Annotated in this window: 18 protein-coding genes and 1 pseudogene; 13 read left to right on the forward strand and 6 right to left on the reverse strand. The window is 40.0% G+C overall.

Going from position 1 to position 19,289, the window contains the following annotated elements; translation table 11 throughout:
* Window positions 1–120: 120 nt before the first annotated feature.
* The 11 genes from HWX04_RS06495 (at window position 121) to HWX04_RS06530 (ending at window position 10,010) form a co-directional block, all read left to right on the forward strand.
* Window positions 121–1,782 (forward strand): BID domain-containing T4SS effector, encoded by a 1,662-nt coding sequence (locus HWX04_RS06495; RefSeq protein WP_246257521.1) that lies wholly within the window; start codon window positions 121–123, stop codon window positions 1,780–1,782.
* Window positions 1,783–2,105: 323 nt separating this feature from the next.
* On the forward strand, window positions 2,106–2,534 hold the full coding sequence (locus HWX04_RS08675) for a hypothetical protein (RefSeq protein WP_246257525.1): 429 nt from the start codon (window positions 2,106–2,108) through the stop codon (window positions 2,532–2,534).
* Entirely contained in the window at window positions 2,494–3,291 is a 798-nt protein-coding gene (locus HWX04_RS08680) for a Fic family protein (RefSeq protein ID WP_246257536.1), read from the forward strand. Before HWX04_RS08675 ends, HWX04_RS08680 begins: the two co-directional genes overlap by 41 nt.
* A complete protein-coding gene (locus HWX04_RS08685) occupies window positions 3,267–3,656 on the forward strand; it encodes a hypothetical protein (RefSeq protein WP_246257539.1) in 390 nt (129 codons plus the stop codon). Before HWX04_RS08680 ends, HWX04_RS08685 begins: the two co-directional genes overlap by 25 nt.
* Window positions 3,646–4,431 carry a BID domain-containing T4SS effector gene (locus HWX04_RS08690; RefSeq protein WP_246257545.1) on the forward strand — a complete coding sequence of 262 codons (786 nt, stop codon included), beginning with the start codon at window positions 3,646–3,648 and terminating at the stop codon, window positions 4,429–4,431. Before HWX04_RS08685 ends, HWX04_RS08690 begins: the two co-directional genes overlap by 11 nt.
* 181 nt (window positions 4,432–4,612) lie before the next feature.
* Complete coding sequence (locus HWX04_RS06505; protein WP_175869345.1) at window positions 4,613–4,774, forward strand: hypothetical protein; 162 nt, start codon at window positions 4,613–4,615, stop codon at window positions 4,772–4,774.
* A gap of 507 nt (window positions 4,775–5,281) precedes the next feature.
* Window positions 5,282–6,853, forward strand: coding sequence for a murein biosynthesis integral membrane protein MurJ (gene murJ, locus HWX04_RS06510; protein ID WP_175869346.1), 1,572 nt, complete (start codon window positions 5,282–5,284; stop codon window positions 6,851–6,853).
* A gap of 61 nt (window positions 6,854–6,914) precedes the next feature.
* Window positions 6,915–7,985 carry a tryptophan--tRNA ligase gene (gene trpS, locus HWX04_RS06515; RefSeq protein ID WP_175869347.1) on the forward strand — a complete coding sequence of 357 codons (1,071 nt, stop codon included), beginning with the start codon at window positions 6,915–6,917 and terminating at the stop codon, window positions 7,983–7,985.
* 63 nt (window positions 7,986–8,048) lie between these two features.
* Window positions 8,049–8,540, forward strand: a complete 492-nt coding sequence (locus HWX04_RS06520) for a universal stress protein (protein WP_175869348.1) — start codon at window positions 8,049–8,051, stop codon at window positions 8,538–8,540.
* Between the two features lie 60 nt (window positions 8,541–8,600).
* Window positions 8,601–9,179, forward strand: coding sequence for a NifU family protein (locus tag HWX04_RS06525; RefSeq protein ID WP_175869349.1), 579 nt, complete (start codon window positions 8,601–8,603; stop codon window positions 9,177–9,179).
* A 660-nt stretch (window positions 9,180–9,839) separates the two neighbouring features.
* Entirely contained in the window at window positions 9,840–10,010 is a 171-nt protein-coding gene (locus tag HWX04_RS06530) for a hypothetical protein (RefSeq protein WP_175869350.1), read from the forward strand.
* A 417-nt stretch (window positions 10,011–10,427) separates the two neighbouring features.
* On the opposite strand, the gene HWX04_RS06535 is transcribed toward HWX04_RS06530, so the two are convergent.
* Window positions 10,428–10,763, reverse strand: coding sequence for a zinc ribbon domain-containing protein YjdM (locus HWX04_RS06535; protein ID WP_175869351.1), 336 nt, complete (start codon window positions 10,761–10,763; stop codon window positions 10,428–10,430).
* Window positions 10,764–11,034: 271 nt separating this feature from the next.
* Entirely contained in the window at window positions 11,035–12,663 is a 1,629-nt protein-coding gene (locus HWX04_RS06540; protein ID WP_175869352.1) for an alpha-D-glucose phosphate-specific phosphoglucomutase, read from the reverse strand.
* 217 nt (window positions 12,664–12,880) lie between these two features.
* Here HWX04_RS06540 and HWX04_RS06545 point away from each other — a divergent pair, with 217 nt between their 5' ends.
* Window positions 12,881–13,405, forward strand: a complete 525-nt coding sequence (locus tag HWX04_RS06545; RefSeq protein ID WP_175869353.1) for a peroxiredoxin — start codon at window positions 12,881–12,883, stop codon at window positions 13,403–13,405.
* A 482-nt stretch (window positions 13,406–13,887) separates the two neighbouring features.
* Here HWX04_RS06545 and hisS read toward each other — a convergent pair whose 3' ends face one another.
* From hisS to pyrF, 4 genes and pseudogenes are all read right to left on the reverse strand, one after another.
* Entirely contained in the window at window positions 13,888–15,375 is a 1,488-nt protein-coding gene (gene hisS / locus HWX04_RS06550) for a histidine--tRNA ligase (RefSeq protein WP_175869354.1), read from the reverse strand.
* A gap of 390 nt (window positions 15,376–15,765) precedes the next feature.
* Window positions 15,766–16,128: pseudogene (locus tag HWX04_RS06555) on the reverse strand (helix-turn-helix domain-containing protein).
* 404 nt (window positions 16,129–16,532) lie between these two features.
* The gene (locus tag HWX04_RS06560; protein WP_175869355.1) at window positions 16,533–16,685 is read right to left on the reverse strand and encodes a hypothetical protein; all 153 of its coding nucleotides are present in this window, start codon (window positions 16,683–16,685) and stop codon (window positions 16,533–16,535) included.
* Window positions 16,686–16,720: 35 nt separating this feature from the next.
* Window positions 16,721–17,566 (reverse strand): orotidine-5'-phosphate decarboxylase, encoded by an 846-nt coding sequence (gene pyrF, locus HWX04_RS06565; RefSeq protein ID WP_175869356.1) that lies wholly within the window; start codon window positions 17,564–17,566, stop codon window positions 16,721–16,723.
* Between the two features lie 486 nt (window positions 17,567–18,052).
* Here pyrF and HWX04_RS06570 point away from each other — a divergent pair, with 486 nt between their 5' ends.
* A complete protein-coding gene (locus HWX04_RS06570; protein WP_175869357.1) occupies window positions 18,053–19,129 on the forward strand; it encodes a YrzE family protein in 1,077 nt (358 codons plus the stop codon).
* The last annotated feature ends 160 nt before the right edge of the window (window positions 19,130–19,289 follow it).

Below are 19,289 nucleotides of genomic sequence, written 5' to 3' on the forward strand. Positions count from 1 at the left end.
CCCCAAAGGTTGCCCCCAAAGGTTGCCCCACCGCCCCCCCCACGTGTGAGAGACAGAGCGCAAACCAACACAATCCCCCCCAGCACCAAAAACCAAGAGACGCCTCCTCGACAGACAAAAGTGGCTCCGCCAAAACCCCCACGTGCAAAAGAGAGGCAACAACACAACCCACAAATTCAAGACTCCCCCTCCCACCAACAAAAAGCCGCTCCGCTCCCTCCTCCACGCGTAAGAGACAACATACCAACCGCCAAAATCCAAAAGCCTGAAATCCTCGAGCACCCCTCCACGCACATAAAAACGGCTCCACCAAAACCACCGCGTGCAAAAGATAGAATCCAGCACAAAACAACAGTTCAAGTCGCTCCTTTTCCCCAACAAAAAGCCGCTCCGCCCCTTCCTCCACGCGCAAGAGACAAAACGCCAACCGATGCAAAAATCCAAAAGCCTGAAACCCTCGAGCGCCCCTGCACGCACATAAAAACGGCTCCACCAAAACCACCGCGTGCAAAAGAGAGGCTACAAAACAAACCAACAGTTCAAGAGGGCGAACACCTCTCTGCAACGCTGACTGCACAAACATCCACACGCATGAGAGAAAAAGCACAAACCAGCATAAAAACCCAAAATCCTGAAACGCCCACCCCAAGTGTTAGACCCAAAACATCACAACACAGGAAAGTGAGGCAGCAAAGCAGTTCATCCTCACAAGTCAGTGGAATATATGCAGTTCCTCGTTCAAGCAAACCACACCGAATAGGAGAGAGAAAACAAAGCGACACTGTAGTGCAAAAAACAGCCTCCTCACAAAAAACATCTATTAATACAATGGAAAAAGAGCTCTTGCTTGGAGCATATCGAGAAGAAATACGATTTTTGTGTGGAAAGGTTTATGATAACCGGCTCATTTTAGAACAAAGAATAGAAGAAATCAAAGAAAACCCCTCTATGGGAGAACAACTCTTGTGGGATATTACAGAAAATCCTCTATCTATTTCTAAGCTTGCTGGGAAAAAAGTTCTTGGCATAAAAAATCATGCGCGCAAACAAGCTGAAGAAACGCTTCCTACTCTGTGTGAAACCATTAACGGTTTTTTACATACTTCAAAATATGCAAAAGAGAATATTTTACAGAGTCCTCACGGGGAACAACGACAGCATCAACAAGCGCAACAGGAAGAAGCACTCACTCAACACACACAAAACCCGCTTAATTTAGAAAAGAAGATCGAACCTCTCTCAAATCAGGAAATTGCCCGCAGAGTTCAACAAGATCCATCGATTCAATATGGGCAAAGAGAGGTCCAATATTGGTGTCAAATTGTCTATAATGATCCATTTATTTTGCAATATAGAATGGAAGATATGCACAAAATTCCAGAGTTGGGAGAAGAGCTTATATTTCAAATTGAAAAGGATCCTACATCTTTTGCTCCGCTTTCTGGGAGAAAAACCCTTGGCGTAAAAAATGGAGCACGCAAAGCTGCTGAAGAAAATCTTCCTACCCTTTGTACCGCCATTAAAGATTATGCTGACACGATAAATCAGTTAAAAGAAACCATTGTGCAAAACCACCAGATAGAACAACAACAACGCCATCAACCGCTCACCGATCTCGATAAAAAATTGCAAAAGCAGCAAAGCCTATCAGAGCCCCCAAAGCTGCCTGAACGCTCCACACCAAAGCAGAAGCAAGAGCTTGCAGAAGCATCGCAACAAGAAGAGCGATCACCTCCTCGAGGACGCAGAAGCGAAATATCAAAAACAATGGCTTTGTCGTGATGCTTTCATCACCATTAGCTTTTCATACAAAACTTTAGTGCAATTATCTGGCCAAAATTGCATCAAGGATGCCGTATAACATACAGAAAAATTTGAATAAAAGGTCATATGACAAAATCCATTGATAACATTTCACAAAGATGATCACCATTGACGCTGTTTCATCATTAACTTGGTCCCATGCGAAAAGGGTCAAATTTTTTCATTTTTCAAATCGGCATTCTTCTTTGAAGAAAACGCTATGAAAAATAATATAAGGCAAAAAATGTAAAAAAGAAGCTTATTTAAAAAAATAAATATTAAAAACTTGAAAGGAAATATGCATGAAAGAAAACACAGAACATTGTGCCCTTCCCACACAGGAAGAATTGCAAAAACCCCCTGCAATAAGTGCAGCCGTTTTACAGCAAATCAATGAAGAAGCGCAAAATTTTTTCTACCCCAATAGCAAGGTACTTAAAAATAAATACCGCATCAAAGATAAAGAAATATTAAAAGAACGCTGTTCTGATGATGTAAAAGAAATGATCAAACTGCGCCAAGAACCCCCACCAGAGCAGTTTGATACCTCCTATTTAAAATATCTTCATCACCGCTTTTTTTGCCGTGCATTTGAATGGGCTGGACAAACCCGCGAAGTACCATTTACCTTTGAAAATAGCAGTGTTGCTTCTATGCCCATTTTGAAAAGAATTTACAAAACCTTTTGCGATGGGCAGAAAAATCCAGGAGGGACTAGAAAAATTAGATAAAACCCTTGCTGAAAAAAGGAATTTACAAGGCTTATCCCGCGAAGAATTCGTTGAACATGCCGCTATAATAATGATCGATTTACACCACCTGCATCCTTTCAGAGAGGGCAATAGGCGTACAAAGAGACTATTTATTGAAAAGCTCGCTCAAGCAGCAGGACATACGCTTGACTTTTCTGTTGTGAGCAAAAAGCGCAAAGACTTTGTCCGCGCGGCCGCCATGGAACGTGGCGATCCAGAGCCCATGAAGTATCTGCTTGAAGATATCTCCCATCCAGAAAAATTGCTCATTTTACAAGAATTCACCAACTCCATGCAAAAGCTTGGAATGGGTGAAAAAAATTATTATCTCACTGTCGTTGCAGAAGAAGGAAAAACCTATCATGGGTCCTATAGAGGCTGTGGAGCCAATGGCTTCATGATGGATGTTCAGGGGACTCTCATCTTGGGAAATAAAAAAGATCTCACATCAGAGCAAATACAAACTTTAACAAGTGGTGAGACCTTTTCCTTTACCGCACCAAAGGCTCAAAACCAGCAAAAAACATTGCTTCCAGAAGAAAAAAGAGCCGCTCTTAAAGGCGATGAAAGAACCGACAAGAGCAAAGATAAAGCCCCCATTCAAACAAAGAAAAAACCCATTTTTCACCATGGATTGCCTCTCATGCTTTACAGAACAGCATTAAAACTATGCCCCAAAATCTACAAGAAAAAGAGCAAATGGCACAACCAATGGCTCAATCTGTTTCCTCTATGAGGCAAACGCAAAAAGATTTCCAAGAAACTATTTTACAGACCAGCCATACAGCGATAAATGATCAAATATCTGTCCAAAGGACAAAGGAAACACACTCTGATCATCAAGAAAGAGCAAACCAACGCACCCAAAAAGCAATGGCATACTGGGATACTGGGACAAAAACAATGGACACCACCCCATCTGAATCCTTATCGTCTGAACTTAAAGAAGAGCGTATTCCAGAGAAAATAACAATATTTAAAATGGGGGCTGCCGCCTCCTTTACAGCACCAAGCGCTCAACATCAGCAAGAAGTATTAATCCCCGCAGAAAAAAATAGCCCCCCTTACAAGCAACGAAATTGTCACAAGGATAAAAAATAACGCCTCACTTCAAGCAAAAAGAACAGAAATTGAAACTTTGTGCCAAATCATTTATGGCAATCGGCATATTTTGCAGGAAAAAATTGAGAGGCTCCATGAAAATCACAGGGAAGGAGAACAGCTTATCTGTCAAATTGCCACCTCTCCTCAATCGATTGCTCAGTTGTCTGGAAGCAATATATTGGGCATAAAAAACAATGCGCGCACCAATGCTGAAGCCAATATTTTGCCCTTCTGTAGAGCCATTGAGTATTATATCGATATTTTTAAACAAACAGAAAGAAACATTCTCCATGACCATCATGCAAAACAAAGACGCTGTGAACAGTCGGTAGACATGCCTAAAATTGGGCTGCAAAATCTCCTTTCCTTGCCAAAAGAACAACAGCAAGAAACGTTATCAAACTCTCCTGAATTAAGGACGGAAATAAGGACTTATATTAAAAAAATCAATGAACGCTTATCCTCAAGCGAGCATGAAGCGGTAAAGGAAAATAATCCCGAAAAACTAGCTAAAAGTCTTGGAACATCAGCCGTCAAGGCAAAAGAGATTCTGGAAATCGTCAAGCAGACAAAAGAGATAGAACAAAACATATATCCCCTAGATTTTTATAACCGCAACTTTAATGAGCACTCAGCACCAAACCAGCGCCACTCTCTCCCACATCAATTTCTCAAGAGAAACACTGAACAAACATGTTCAAACACCCTTGAAAAAAAACAAGGAAATATTCCATCTCACAAAACACAGAACGCAAAGGCCATGACTCTCTAAAAATTCATATAAGTTTTCATTTTTTTGCCCTCTCTGGTAAAAAACCTCTGCCCCCTTTAATCGGCAAACCAATCATGCATCGACAAGATGCGAAAACCATAAGGGAGAAAATTTGTTTATTTCTTCAGATTTTACCCCCATCATCTGTAAAAAAAATCTGAATAGAGCAATTGAATAAGGATTGATCATTTTAAAAAAGATCATTCATGCCTTTCATAGCCCTTGTGATGCTCTTGCCTGTAGTGCTAAAAACAGGCAAGATGCTGTTGAAAGGTCACGTCTTGCTATTCTCTGTTTGACGGAATCTCTGAAACGGGAAGTCCGCCTTATTTGGGGAGAATAATAAAACCGTAAAAGGAAAAACCATCACAAGCTTTGTCATCACCTTTAAGCTCAGCCTGACAAACTTTTAAAAGCATCTCAAGTATGGTCTTTTAAAGCATAGAAATTGTTCATTGCTTCACGCTTTTATTTTATTTGCGTGTCTTTAAAATAGGATCATTCCCCTCACATAAAATAGGGTACCATTGGGTTGTTCTCTTCACAAACATCACACCCTAGAGAGAAAGGAGCATTCTATATCCTTAAACTGTTATCACATTGCTTCCATATTTCATTTTGAAAAAGAAATTTTAATTATTTTATGGCAACAATAAAAATCGTAATGCAACAGTAAAACGAGGAACATGTTACAAGTCTTCACACAACCATTGTTGACAGAAAGACAAACACCGTCGTAAAACGCTGAAAATATATTCTTGTATGGGTATACAGATCAGATTTCCACGATTCAAAATGGCTTATTTCTTCTGTCATCGCTTCTCTTTTACCACAAACTCGATATATCTTTATGACATTGATTAAAAAAATTGCAACAGTTGCTTCCGGAACCCTGATGAGTCGTATCTTTGGCTTTGTGCGTGAAATGCTTATGGCAGCAGCGCTAGGAACTGGTCCTGTTTCTGATGCCTTCAATGCTGCTTTTCGTTTTCCCAATACATTCCGCCGTTTTTTTGCTGAAGGCGCCTTTAGTGCTGCTTTCATTCCTCTTTTTGCCAAAAAAATCACTGAAGATGGTCAAGAAGATGCATGCAAATTTGCAGAAGAAGCCTTTGGCGTTCTCTTCACATTTCTATTACTGTTAACCATTGCGATGGAATTGAGTATGCCTTTTTTGGTACGAACCATTATTGCTCCAGGCTTTAGCGAAGATGCAACAAAGTTTAACGCCACAATTCATTTTACTGCGATTATGTTTCCCTATTTAACCTGCATGTCGCTCGCTGCGATGATGGGAGGCATGCTCAATGCTCTGCGCCGCTATTTTATTGCCGCCGTAGCCCCACTCTTTTTAAATATTATTCTGATTGCTGTGCTGGCCTATGCTTGGTTCTATCAACTTGATGCTTGGCATATCGGCTTAAATCTCTCTTGGAGTGTATTGGCCGCAGGGCTTCTTCAACTTGCCTTAATTGCTATTGCTTTACGTCAAAGTGGCATGAAAATTTTCTTCCGCCGTCCCCATTTAACACCCAATGTTCGCAAGCTCTTAACCTTAGCGTTCCCTGCGGCCATCACGGGTGGTATCACACAAATTAATTTGCTCATCAATACCAACATTGCTTCTAGTCAATCGGGGGCTGTCTCTTCTTTGATGTATGCTGACCGCCTTTATCAATTGCCTCTAGGCGTGATTGCCATTGCCGTTGCAACTGTGCTTTTGCCAGAATTAACCCGCGCTTTGCGGAGCAAAAATCATCAAGAAACCCACCATTTGCAAAATCGTTCTATTGAATTAACACTCTTATTAACCCTCCCAGCATCCATCGCTTTTTTGCTTCTCGCTACCCCCATTGTCAGTTTACTCTTTGAGCGTGGACAGTTTACCGATCAATCAACACAGCATGTTGCACAATTACTGGAACTTTATGGACTAGGGCTTCCTGCTTTTGTTCTCATCAAGGTCTTTATTCCTAATTTCTTTGCCCATGAAGATACCAAAACACCAATGATTTTTACGGGCATTTGCGTTTTCATCAATATCTGCCTCGCCTTAACATTATTTCCTTGTTTTTCGGCACGCGGCATTGTGATTGCTGAAATTACTTCTGGATGGGTCAATACACTATTGCTTTGGGGGGTCCTGATTAAACGGGGTTATTGGAAATACGACATCCAACTGATAAAGCGAATAGTATACCTCATGATCGCTTCTCTTTTGAGTGCACTAGCCCTCTATTACGGATTAAATGTATTGGGATTTTTATCTTTTCCTTTATCCTCAGGGGCCTCCTTTTTCTTGCGCGCCAGCACTTTAGCAGGAATCATGCTCGGCATATTTTTGATCTATTTTAGTGCCTATTTTTTATCCAACCCCCGTTCCTTTTTCCATATGCTTAAAAATTTGAAAAAACGTCTATAATATCTATACTTTGTCAAAAATAATAAAACGAATAACTTTGAATTGAAGAAAGCACACTCCTATGGATACCTTCACACCCCTTGTCTTTTCCGGCGTACAACCGAGTGGTCACTTACATCTTGGCAATTATCTTGGAGCTCTTCAGAATTGGGTTGAACTACAAAACGCTTATCATTGCCTTTATTGTGTTGTAGATATGCATGCGCTCACCGTCAACCCAGATCCTCTTATTTTACGGGAATCCACCAGAACAGTGACAGCCGCCTTTCTAGCCGCCGGTATTGATCCCCACAAACACATTATTTTCAACCAATCACGTGTTTTTCAACATGCTGAACTTGCTTGGATTTTTAATTGTATTGCCCGTATTGGCTGGCTTCAACGCATGACACAATTTAAAGATAAAGCAGGAAAAGATCGCGAAAAAGCCTCCCTTGGGCTTTTTGCCTATCCCACGTTGATGGCAGCTGATATTTTAGTCTATCGTGCAACGCATGTTCCGGTGGGCGAAGATCAAAAACAGCATGTTGAACTCACACGCGATATTGCACAAAAATTTAACAATGATTATGCACACCGTATTGCTGAACTCAATTTTGGCATCTCTATGCAAACGAATGAAGAAAAAAGACAAGGCTTTTTCCCCCTTCCAGAAGCACTCATTGGAACAACAGCCACACGCGTTATGTCCCTGCGTGATGGAACAAAAAAAATGTCAAAATCAGATCCTTCAGACTTTTCACGCATTAATTTGACCGATGATGCTGATCTTATCGCCAAAAAAATACGCAAAGCCAAAACCGATTCCGCACCTCTTCCAGATTCCCTTACCGCTTTAAAAGAACGACCAGAAGTAGATAACCTTCTTGGTATTTATGCCGCCTTTGCCAAAGTTAGTAAAGAAAAGGTTCTTTTAGAGTTTTCTGGTCAACAATTTTCGCATTTTAAAACAGCTCTAGCCGACCTTGCAGTCCATAAGCTTGCCCCTATAACAGAAGAATTACGTCGACTTCATCAAGAAAGTGGTTATATTGACTCTGTTTTGCATGATGGCGCAGAACGTGCTAGTATGCTCGCAGAAGAAAATATGAAAAAAATTCGTGAAATTGTTGGATTTTTGCACAATACATAAAAACAATAAACTTAAAAAACTGTAGAGAGCAAAAAAATCGTTTGTACAAAATAGAGAAAGTGCATGATTTCTAAGCCCCAAAATCCGAAAAAAGACCCCAAGAAAAAGAACCTCGTCATCATTGATGAAACACCAGAGTGTCGGCGTGCCGTTGCGTTTGCCGCACAACATGCCCAAAACACCAATAGAACTTTGATCTTGCTCTGTGTTGTTGATAGTGCAGAATTTCAACATTTTCTGGGTGTCAACGACGTTATGCGTACAGAATCAACGCAAAGTGCTCATAAAATATTAAGCGACATTGCCAGTGATGTCCGCACTTCCCATACGCTTGAAACAGAAATAGTGATTCGTGAAGGAAAAAAAATTGATGAAATTTCTAAACTGATCGACGAAGATAAAAGAATTGCCCTGATTGTTTTAGCCGCCAGTGGACATGCAGAAGGACCAGGCCCCCTTATTCAATTAATCGGCAATAAAGGGACAGCTTTTTCAATCCCTGTCATTGTTATTCCCAGCAATCTTGCTGATGAAGATATTAAGTCTATTGCCTAAAAAATATAATATTTTAAAATGGTATGTTTTTTCTAATCCTTCATGATAAAAGGAGAGTTTATGTTTATTCAAACTGAAACCACCCCAAACCCTGCAACCCTTAAATTTCTCCCAGGGCGGGTGGTGCTTTCCGAGGGCGTCTTAGAATTTCGCAACCGTGAAGAAGCGGCGAAAAGTTCACCTTTGGCAGCTAAACTGTTTAATATTCCCAATGTCAATGGTGTCTTTTTAGGCTATGACTTCATCACCGTAAGCAAAAAAAAGGGGGAATGGCAACATCTAAAACCCATCATTTTAGGCACAATTATGGAACATTTTCTATCCAATGAGCCTATCATCACCACCAGCGCGACAACACAAGCAAAAGCCCATGCCCTTAACGAAGAATTTTATGACGAAAAAGACGCTGATATTGTCTTAACCATTAAAGAGCTGCTTGAAACACGTATTCGTCCAGCCGTTGCCAATGATGGTGGCGATATTACTTTTCGCGGATTTGAAAATGGTATTGTTTATCTCAATATGCGGGGAGCCTGCGCTAGCTGCCCCTCTTCAACGGCAACACTCAAACATGGTATTGAAAACCTTTTACGCCATTTTATCCCTGAAGTTTTAGGCGTCGAAGCCATGCCACAATAAATATTGCCCCCACGAAATAAAACAGACCACAGAAATTGTCCCTCTTCCACAATGCTTAAACAACATGGAGTATGAAAATCTTACACCATTTTATCCCTCTTTAGAGGTAAGCCATACTGCCATAAAAACACCATATTGCTTCAAAAAATCTGGAAAATGATAAAGTTTTCCTTTCCCCTAACCCCATAGACCTTAAAATAGTTTTTACCCCCTTTAAAGGTATCATTTCAAGCAACTCATCTCATACATGCAAAGATAACACATCGACTAGAGCGAGCGCCGCGGCGACTTTAAATTTATTTTGCCTCATGACCTTGTCATGCAATTTTACCTCCAAAAACAAAGGATCCGTGACAGCAAAAAGAAAAAACTGTAAGATAGAGCATACATTTGTCCCCTTGTGCCCTATCATTTTCAGTGTTTTAAACGATAAAATCCTGAAAAATACTGCTTATAGCTCCCAATCAATAAAAATCAAATTCTTACACCTTGCAAGAAAATCCTGACAATCTTCTCATTTCAATTGTATTTATTACATCAACAAAAATCATTCGCTGCCCCATCACAAATCGGAAGATAACAAAAACGATTTTTAAAATACCTCTTATAAACATTTCAAATATAAAGACTCACCATAAGAGCAAATATAGGGGAGAACTGTTGGCAACATTGAGCACGGACAAATTATGCAATGGTGTTGGGCTTGTCCTTTTAAATGATAGTGCGCAACGGCGCTTGCCTTATCGCATTCATGGGTATAATTTCGAAAGAGGTTTAAAGCATTTTAAGCAATATTTTTTAAAAGATCATGCTGACTTTTCCTATTCTTGAAATCAAGAATTCCCCCTCTATCCCCTTCACGCTCATCTCCATAAGTTAAGACGCAAAAACTATCAAATGCTGTAAAAAAATAAATCAAAGCCAGATCGATGAAGATTGTTTTGGAAATGATCTGAAAAAAAGCAGAAAAATTCCTTCAATTCAACCATCATAAATTTCTTCCTTTACGGCATTATTCTCCTCATAAAGCGTATGCTTTGACTGTTTTCTTATCAATCAACTCCAATCCCTACCACCAACCGACATCTCTGAAAGGAAAGACAGCTATTTCTCTTGCAAGACATAGCTTTTATATCCCCATAAGAGCAAAGATATTATGTCTATCGGATGAGTATAAGCGATGAAAGAAAACAAGAACGATTGGGAAAAACCAACAAAAGGCAAAAGCAATTGTAAGAGGATAAATGCCTAAACTTTTTTAACAAATTCCGACTTTAAACCCATCTGACCAATCCCCGGAATTTTGCAATCAATATTATGATCTCCATCCACCAAGCGAATATTCTTAACCTTCGTTCCAGCTTTTAAAACAAAGGCAGCGCCTTTTATTTTCAGATCTTTTATCACAATAACGGTATCTCCGTTTGTCAAGATTTGACCATTGGCATCATAAACAGTATAGAAAAGAACAGTATCATCGTTCTTTTGGGGCCATTCATGTGCGCATTCAGGACAGACAAAATTTTTACCCTCTTCATAAGTATAAAGACAGTCACAACGAGGACATTTGGAATATTCAGTCATAAATTCCTCTTTTTTAAGAAAAAACATTCATGATGGGTCATAAAGCAAGAAGGGTTTATCGTCCATTATTTTAGAAAAACATGTTCTGACGTTTTCCTTCAATCTGCCACCTGTTTTCGAAAATGCGATCATCCCATACCATAGATGCATTTATAAGGATGTTTGATCAGCCCCGCATACCATAGATTCCTCTGATATTGAAGCAAACAAAAACTTTCGAATATGATCCATCATGATGTCTTTGCAAGACACGAAAAACATTTCAATGATCTCATGTGATAATATCAGGGCGGTCTCGCCCCAATTCTTGTTGTATGTTTAACAGTTTTAGGGCTACCTGTTGCAAAGGTTGAAGAACATCTTGCGGATTTAAATTGTATCTACGCGGATCCCCTTCATAATGTTCAAAATAAAGCCGTAAGGTCGCACCACTCGTCCCTGTTCCCGATAAACGAACCACCAACCGCGCGCCATTCTCGAAAAAAATACGGATACCTTGCTGCCTGCTAACACTTTGATCCACAGGATCATGATAGGTAAAATCGTCTGCTTTTTTGACCAGAAATCCAGCAATTTCTGTTCCAGCTTGTGGTAAGTTCTCCCGCAAGTGTTCGAGTAAGGCCAAAGCTTTATCTTCTTCAACTTCCTCATAATCATAACGGTGTGCATAAAAACGCCCATAGGTGTGCCAGTGCTGTTGAACAATTTGCGCAACCGTTTTTCCTGTTACCGCTAAAAGATTTAACCAAAATAAGACAGCCCATAAACCATCTTTTTCGCGGATATGATGAGAGCCAGTTCCAAAGCTTTCTTCACCACAAAAGGTTACTTTCCCCGCATCCAAAAGCGTTCCAAAAAACTTCCACCCTGTTGGTGTTTCAAAAAAGTTTAATCCGCATTTTTCAGCAACCAGATCCGCAGCCGGCGTTGTTGGCATAGAGCGCGCAACCCCCAAAATGCCTTTTCGATAACCTTTAATAAGATTGGCATGCTCTACCATAATTGCCAAGGAATCAGAAGGCGAAACAAATTGCCCACGTCCAATAATGAGATTACGATCGCCATCACCATCAGACGCAGCGCCAAGGTCTGGTGCTTTCTCTGACATCAATAAATCATAAAGAGACTTAGCATAAACCAAATTGGGATCTGGATGACCGCCTCCAAAATCTGGTAAAGGAAGACCATTGACCACCGTCCCTTTAGAAAATCCTAGGCATTTTTCAAAAATTTCATGAGCATAAGGCCCTGTTATCGCATGCATAGCATCGAAGCGTAAAGTCAAACCTCGTGTCACAGCCTTGGCAATACAGTCAAAATCAAAAATCTCCTGCATCAAAGCAACATAATCGGCGACAGGATCAATAATCTCGATCTGCATATCTCCCATAAAGGTTATCCCTTGCCGCTCTAAATCAACATCTGGTGCTTCAAAAATTTTATAAAAGGAAAGACGTTGCGATGTTGCAAAAACAGCCTCACATAAAGAGTTAGGCGCTGGTCCACCATTGGAAATATTGTATTTGATCCCACAATCTCCCTTTAGACCACCAGGATTATGGCTTGCAGAAAGAATAATTCCACCATGCGCATGGTATTTACGAATAAGATGCGACACAGCAGGTGTGGAAAGAATACCGCCTCTCCCCATTTTAACACGAGAAACACCATGCGCTGCTGCCATTTTCAACACAATCTGAAGGAGTGTCCGATTAAAGGTGCGTCCATCTCCCCCAAGAATCAACAGCTTTCCTTCAAGAGGTCCAATATTCTCAAAAAGAGACTGTATAAAATTTTCCACATAATGGGGTTGTTGAAAAACAGATACCTTTTTACGCAAACCAGATGTTCCCGGTTTTTGCCCCTCAAAAGCCGTAGTCAAAACTGTCTTTATAGTCATGGTAATACCTTCATATTCTTTCTTTTAATTTTAAGATGAAGAGTATTCAAAGTCGACCATTAATTCCACTTGACGCAAGTGTGAAATATTTGCACACTTGTGAGAGGTCAAAATTTTTTAAGAAGCCCTTTTATTTAAAACGCTCTTTTCCATATGGTTTTAGATCCGAGGGCTGTTTTAAAACCCAATTTTCGTAAAAAAATACAGGAGCATCCTTATGATGAAAAAAAACGTTCCCAATGTCACATTTCATACACGTGTACACGATGAATCAGTGAGTGGAGATAATCCGTATCGGTGGCAAGAAGTTAAAAGCGATGCTTACTTTAAAGGAAAGCGTGTTATTCTTTTTTCGCTTCCTGGGGCTTTTACCCCCACGTGCTCAACCTTTCAACTACCGGATTTTGAAAAACTCTATGATGAATTTAAACAAGCCGGTATTGATGAAATTTATTGCCTTTCCGTCAATGATGCTTTTGTTATGAATGCTTGGGGAAAAGCACAAAATATCAAAAACGTAAAATTAATTCCCGATGGCTCTGGTGAATTCACGCGTAAAATGGGCATGCTGATTGCAAAAGACAATGTTGGTTTTGGCATGCGATCATGGCGTTATGCTGCTGTTATTAATGATGGTGTGGTTGAACAATGGTTCGAAGAAGCAGGTTTTTCAGACAATTGTGCAACAGATCCTTATGAAGTTTCTTCACCACAAAATATTTTAAAAGCTTTAAAAAACTAATTCCAACTCAAAACTATCTATTTAAGCTTTACGACACAAATTTCTCTAGAAAAAGGAATTTGTGTCGTTTCTATTTTTTAAAAACATCTCTTCGTGACAACATTGTGATTGATCATGATAATGTAAGCTTGCTTCAACTTTTCCCCCTGAAATATCGTAACATCCTTCCACTTCAAATCTGTTTTCCATTGCATCAATTAAAATCGCTTAGCTGCACATCAAAAGCGGGGCTGACGTATAGGTAAAAATTGTACAATAAAAATACCTTTTCATGAATCATCGAGAAGTGCCAAGGGGGATCCCCAACCTTCTAGAACAAGCGAAAGTATATGATGATGCCGGTTTGTTCCTTCACAAGCGTAAAGATGAGCATGATCAATGGATTTTATATGATTGGGGCTTTATCGTTATAGCATTCATGAGCGACACCATGAAATTGAAGGGGAAATATTCCAGCTCTTTTCAGCAATTGCTTTAAACCATTACCGCCTTTGGGCTGCCAAAATATCTTGTACTATTTGCACCAATTGCTCTTCATCCACCATCACTTGCGCAGGGCGGCTTTCACGCCATGTTTGATTATCCTTAATTTCATGAGACAAACGCGCCCCTTCAATCAAATCTTTGATCTGTATTTTTCCACTCTCACGTTCTTGTGTCCCTTGGATGATCACACAAGGAGCTTTGCGCCGATCAGCATATTTCATCTGCGCTTTAATTCCCGATGCCCCCACATAAAGTTCCGCACAAATTCCCGCATTTCGCAATTGCATGACCATTTTTTGATAGCGTGCAACAGCTTCTGGCTCTTTATCCATCATCAACACCACAACGGGTCCAAGCATATTTTTCACCGGCAACTTTTCAAGGTTTTGCAAAGCAGCAATCAAACGTGAAATCCCTATTGAAAAACCTGTTGCCGGAATATTTTCCCCGCGAAAACGCGCAACCAACCCATCATAACGCCCGCCCCCACCAACAGAGCCAAAGACAACTTTTTGCCCATCATCATTGAGAACATCAAAAAGCAATGCAGCCTCAAAAACAGGTCCCGTATAATATTCCAATCCACGGACCACCGAAGGATCAATTTTAATGCGATTGTGATACCCATTAGCGGCAAAGATTGTTTGCATTTCCTCAAGCTCGTGAACCCCCTCAAGCCCTTGCGCACTCTGCCCTACGATTTTTCTCAAAGCATCAAGCGTTTCTTCTGCCGTTTTCGCTTCAACGCTCAGTAAGGAAAGAATACATTCAATCTCTTTATCCTTCAGCTCTGCCCCTTTTGTAAAATCACCACTTTCATCCAAACGCCCCTTCCCCAACAACAAACGCACGCCTTCAGGCCCAAATTTATCCAGTTTATCCATGGCTCGAAGAACAGTTAAACGCCTTTCAACCTGCTCATTTCCCACCAAACCAATCAACTGCAAAACACTTTCCAGAATTTTTCGGTTATTCAAACGAATAGCATAATCATGGCGTGCAATACCTAATTTTTCCAAACTATCTGCTGCCATCATGCAAATTTCAGCATCTGCCGCAACAGTTGGTGTTCCAACAATATCCGCATCAAATTGCATGAATTGCCGAAACCGTCCTGGACCAGGCTTTTCATTGCGAAAAACAAACCCCAACCGATAACTGCGATAAGGCTTTGGTAATGTTTCAACATTTTCCGCAAAATAACGCGCAAGAGGAGCCGTCAAATCATAGCGCAAAGACATCCATTGTTCATCATCATCTTGGAGCGAAAAAACCCCTGCATTAGGGCGATCTGAATCCGGTAAAAACTTCCCCAACACATCCGTATATTCAAAAATGGGTGTTTCAAGTGCTTCAAAACCGTAAAGTTCATAAACTTCACGAATTTGCGCAATCATGGTTTCAGTGGCATACAATTGTGCACTTGTACGATCCACAAAACCACGGGGTAAACGGGCTTTGGTTTTTTCTTTTTTTAATGACATGTTATTCTCTAGCAACAATATGTGTTCACGAGATAACCATTATCCCATAGAAACAAACGCTGCAATGACTTTATCACCCTTAAAGCTTTTAACAACATGTTAGAGGCTTTCTAATGTCTAAAGATCAGTAGAACTGTAAAAATCTCTATCCTTGAAAACCGTTAAAAGCTCAAAGCGAAACAAGCGTATTATTTGCCATAAGACTTTTCTAAACACGTTTTATAAATCTTTATGAAAAGAAGTACTCTATATCCATATAAAACCAGCCAAATGAAAGACATTAGAAAAAACACCAGATTATTTACAAATGTTTTTTTAACAAGTCAGTGTGAGTGAAAAATCCACATCTTTTAAGATAAGAAGGAAATAGAGAAAAGGGAGTGCCATACATCATATATTCTGATCAGAAATTAATTTTAAAATGGCTTTTTGTTTGACAGAGGTCAGAACTCTAAAACTTTTTAAAAGCAAATATTCTTCTCTATTTGAGGCGATTTCATCATGATGGTATGAAGCTTTTTCATTTGTGATAATATCCGCATAAAAAAAGGAAATCGGAACTTTTAGGATATCGGAAATTTCCTTTAATCGCCCAGCGTTCACACGGTTTAAGCCTTTTTCATACTTTTGAATTTGTTAGAAACTTACCCCTAAAGCGTCTCCTAGAGTTGTTTGAGACATTCCCAACATTGTCCGCTTCAAGCGAATTTTTTTGCCAACAAAAAGATCAATATTAAGGTTCTGAGCTTGCATTCGCCCCCCCCTAGTGCGAGCGCCCTCGCATTAGTATTCCGGGAGCTTGGAAAAACTGAATCCGAGTCAGCATTTTGCTTTTAGTGCTGGGAAGCACCTGGACAGTGCAAAATCTCCCGGAATTCCGAGCCCTCCACAAAGTGGAATTAATTTCACGCTCGGATTTAGGGTTTTCAAGGCCCACTTGGTCGCCGCGTATACGACTAAAAACATTTTTAATGTGTAAAGTAATTTCAGGATTTTTGCAATAAAAATAGCTTTTCTTAAGATTTGCAGAATTTATTTTTCATGAAAAGTTATTGGCTTCTAACACGCACGCATCAAAATCATCCCCTCATCCCTCCGCCGTTCACGAAAGGATCTCACCCTTATTTCTCTCAAACCAGCCCTCCTAGATAGGGTCCTTAATCCATAAAAACAGCTTTTATTTTGTCCTTCACGCGGGCTCCAGATGAATGATTACATTCTGCTCTCCCATAAAAAACATCAACATTGAGAGGATAGCGATCCCATACGCAATCAAAAAGTGAAACCTTTTTATAAGGAAGATTGATCAAGAAGAGTCTCCCCCCTTAGAGCAAGAGCCCAAAATTTAAGAGAGAAACGTGTTTTTAGATTGCTCGGCAAAGTTATGAATGACATTTTTTAAATCAACACTCTTTGGACCAGCCTCTGTAATCGATCTTGAAATTGAAGGAATAATATTCTGCCATAGCCTTTGAGGAAACTGCTGGGTTAATTGTGTTACTGTGCCCCCTTGTGCCCCAATACCCGGAACAAGAAACAAGCTATTTTCTAGCTGTTCAATTGTCTCTTTTGCTTCACAGCCTAATGTTGCGCCAATCACTGCCCCGATAGGTCCAATATGGCGATATTGACTTGAAGATTGTCTATTATAATCACAAATACGCTGCGCCAAATGAACAGAAACCGTTTGATCCCCAATGCGGGCATTTCGAATTTGTCTTCCCTCTGGATTAGATGATTGAACAACCATAAAAACCGCTGTCTTTGTTTCTTCTGCAATCTTTATCAAAGGAATGAGAGCATCAAACCCCAAAAAAGGATTGACAGTTATAGCATCAGCTTTAAAAGGACTATTGAAACCAAGCCAAGCTTTACCATAAGCTTCAGCGGTAGAACCAACATCACCTCTTTTTGTATCAACGAGAACCAACAAACCTTGTTCCCGTGCATTTTCAACGAGTTCTTTCAAAACTTGGAGTCCTTCCACCCCATATAACTCAAAAAATGCGGCTTGCGGCTTTATGGTCCCCACCTTCCCCACAACAGCTGTTAAGAGGATATCGCAAAAATCTTTTAGACCTTTATAATCTGGGCTCAAACTCCATGCTTGCAAAACTTTATGACTCGGGTCAAAACCAACACAAAGGGGGCCATATTTTTCACTATTTTTAAAAAAAGTTGAACAAAACATTTTATATCCTAATACGATCTGTCTTTAAACTTTTTTATACAATCAAAAAGAAAAGCATTTGTCAAAACAATACAATTCTGACAACACAAAGAAAGCACTCTTATATATTGCTCTTATAGACAAAGTCTGCGCGCATTTAGGAAAGATATTCCCCTTCACAATGGCTTATCAGCATATTTATCAACCAAAATGTTGTCATGAGACAAAATACGAGCAAAAAACATTCCATATTATTTTGTTTGCTGACCTCGTAAAGCCCACCATTTACTCTCTTTCACGCCCCTTTTCTAGGCTCAACCAAAATGCTCGATAAACGCACTTTAAACAAAAGTTTCAAAAAAAACGCACGATCATAATGTTTTCAATCTGAACTTTCGATCTTTCCTATTCACCTTTAGCGGTTAAATTATCCATTATGGACCATAAACTTTGGAACATAATTGGCAAAAAGACATTGTATCTCCAGCATATTCAAGGAGATAAAACATGGAACCCCGCATTCCTGAAAAAACACCTTTCGATACGAATTTTCTAGAAGAAACTTCTCTAGAAACCAAATATTCATTCTTTTATACACCTATTTCATGGTCAGCGATTTTTGCTGGACTGATTACAGCTCTTGCCGTCTCAATCTGCTTCTCTTTCCTTATTGCAGCTTTAGGCTTAAGCCAAATGGACTTTACCTCGTCCTCCCCTTTTAGAGGTTCTTTCCTCTCAATGGGCATTGGCTCTCTCATCGTTATGCTGATAAGCCTTGCTTTAGGAGGCTTTGTAGCTGGGCGTTTTGCTGAAATCTCTGGCGCTCTTCATGGTTTTTTAACTTGGGCTCTCATAACACTGCTAATGGCTCTCCAAGGCATCCACGTGGTTTCATATACAGCAAACTTAAGCGCTAAAGCGCTTGGAAAAAGCACGACTATGATCGAACAAAGCGTCGATGGCCTCTCTTCCCAGCTTTCCCAAATAAACAACGAAAGTTTTGAAAAGTTTTTTGCAACAAAAAATGACAATGGGATTAATTTTGATAAACTAGGCAATGAGTTGCGTACTCTTCTGAACAAAAGCGATATTCCAGCTCTTAATCCTGACCGTTTGAAACAAACCTATCAGGCTGCGCTCAACGATATTGGTTCTGCGATAACCGCTTTCAAAAATGATCCTTCACATTATCGCAGCACTTTAAAAAATCTAGGTGAGCGTCTTTCTGACCGTATAGAAGCTTTTACGGCAAGATTTGATCGTAGCAGTATTATCAAGTCCCTGATGAACAATGGCATGTCGCGTGGGGATGCAGAAACAGCGGCCAGCCGTGCTGTTCACCTCTATGAAAGAGCAGAGGCAAAAACGGAACAAGTTCTCAAAGCTCTAAAACAACAAGCCGATAGCTTATCTCTAAAGCTTGATGCACGGGCAAAAGATGCACTTCACATAGCTGATAAAGCCACGAACACAGCCACACACATGGGTTGGTGGGGTTTTTTAGGCAGTCTGATAGGTGCGATTATTTCGAGTGTTTGTGGTTATTATGGTTACAGAAGCCGTAAGGATTTTTGGGAGCTTTAAAATTTATTCCTCTCAAGCAAGCATAAAAAAGCTGTACAGATTTGTACAGCTTTTTTTCATTTAGTTATTTGAGGGATTGTTTTTCTTTATTTCTGTTCTCTTTATTTTTCCAAAGGATGTGAATTTTCTAAAGAAGCAAAGAGGTTATTGTTCTGGAAGG

This window comes from Bartonella gabonensis (genome assembly GCF_903679515.1).
GTDB classification, from domain to species: Bacteria; Pseudomonadota; Alphaproteobacteria; order Rhizobiales; family Rhizobiaceae; genus Bartonella; species Bartonella gabonensis.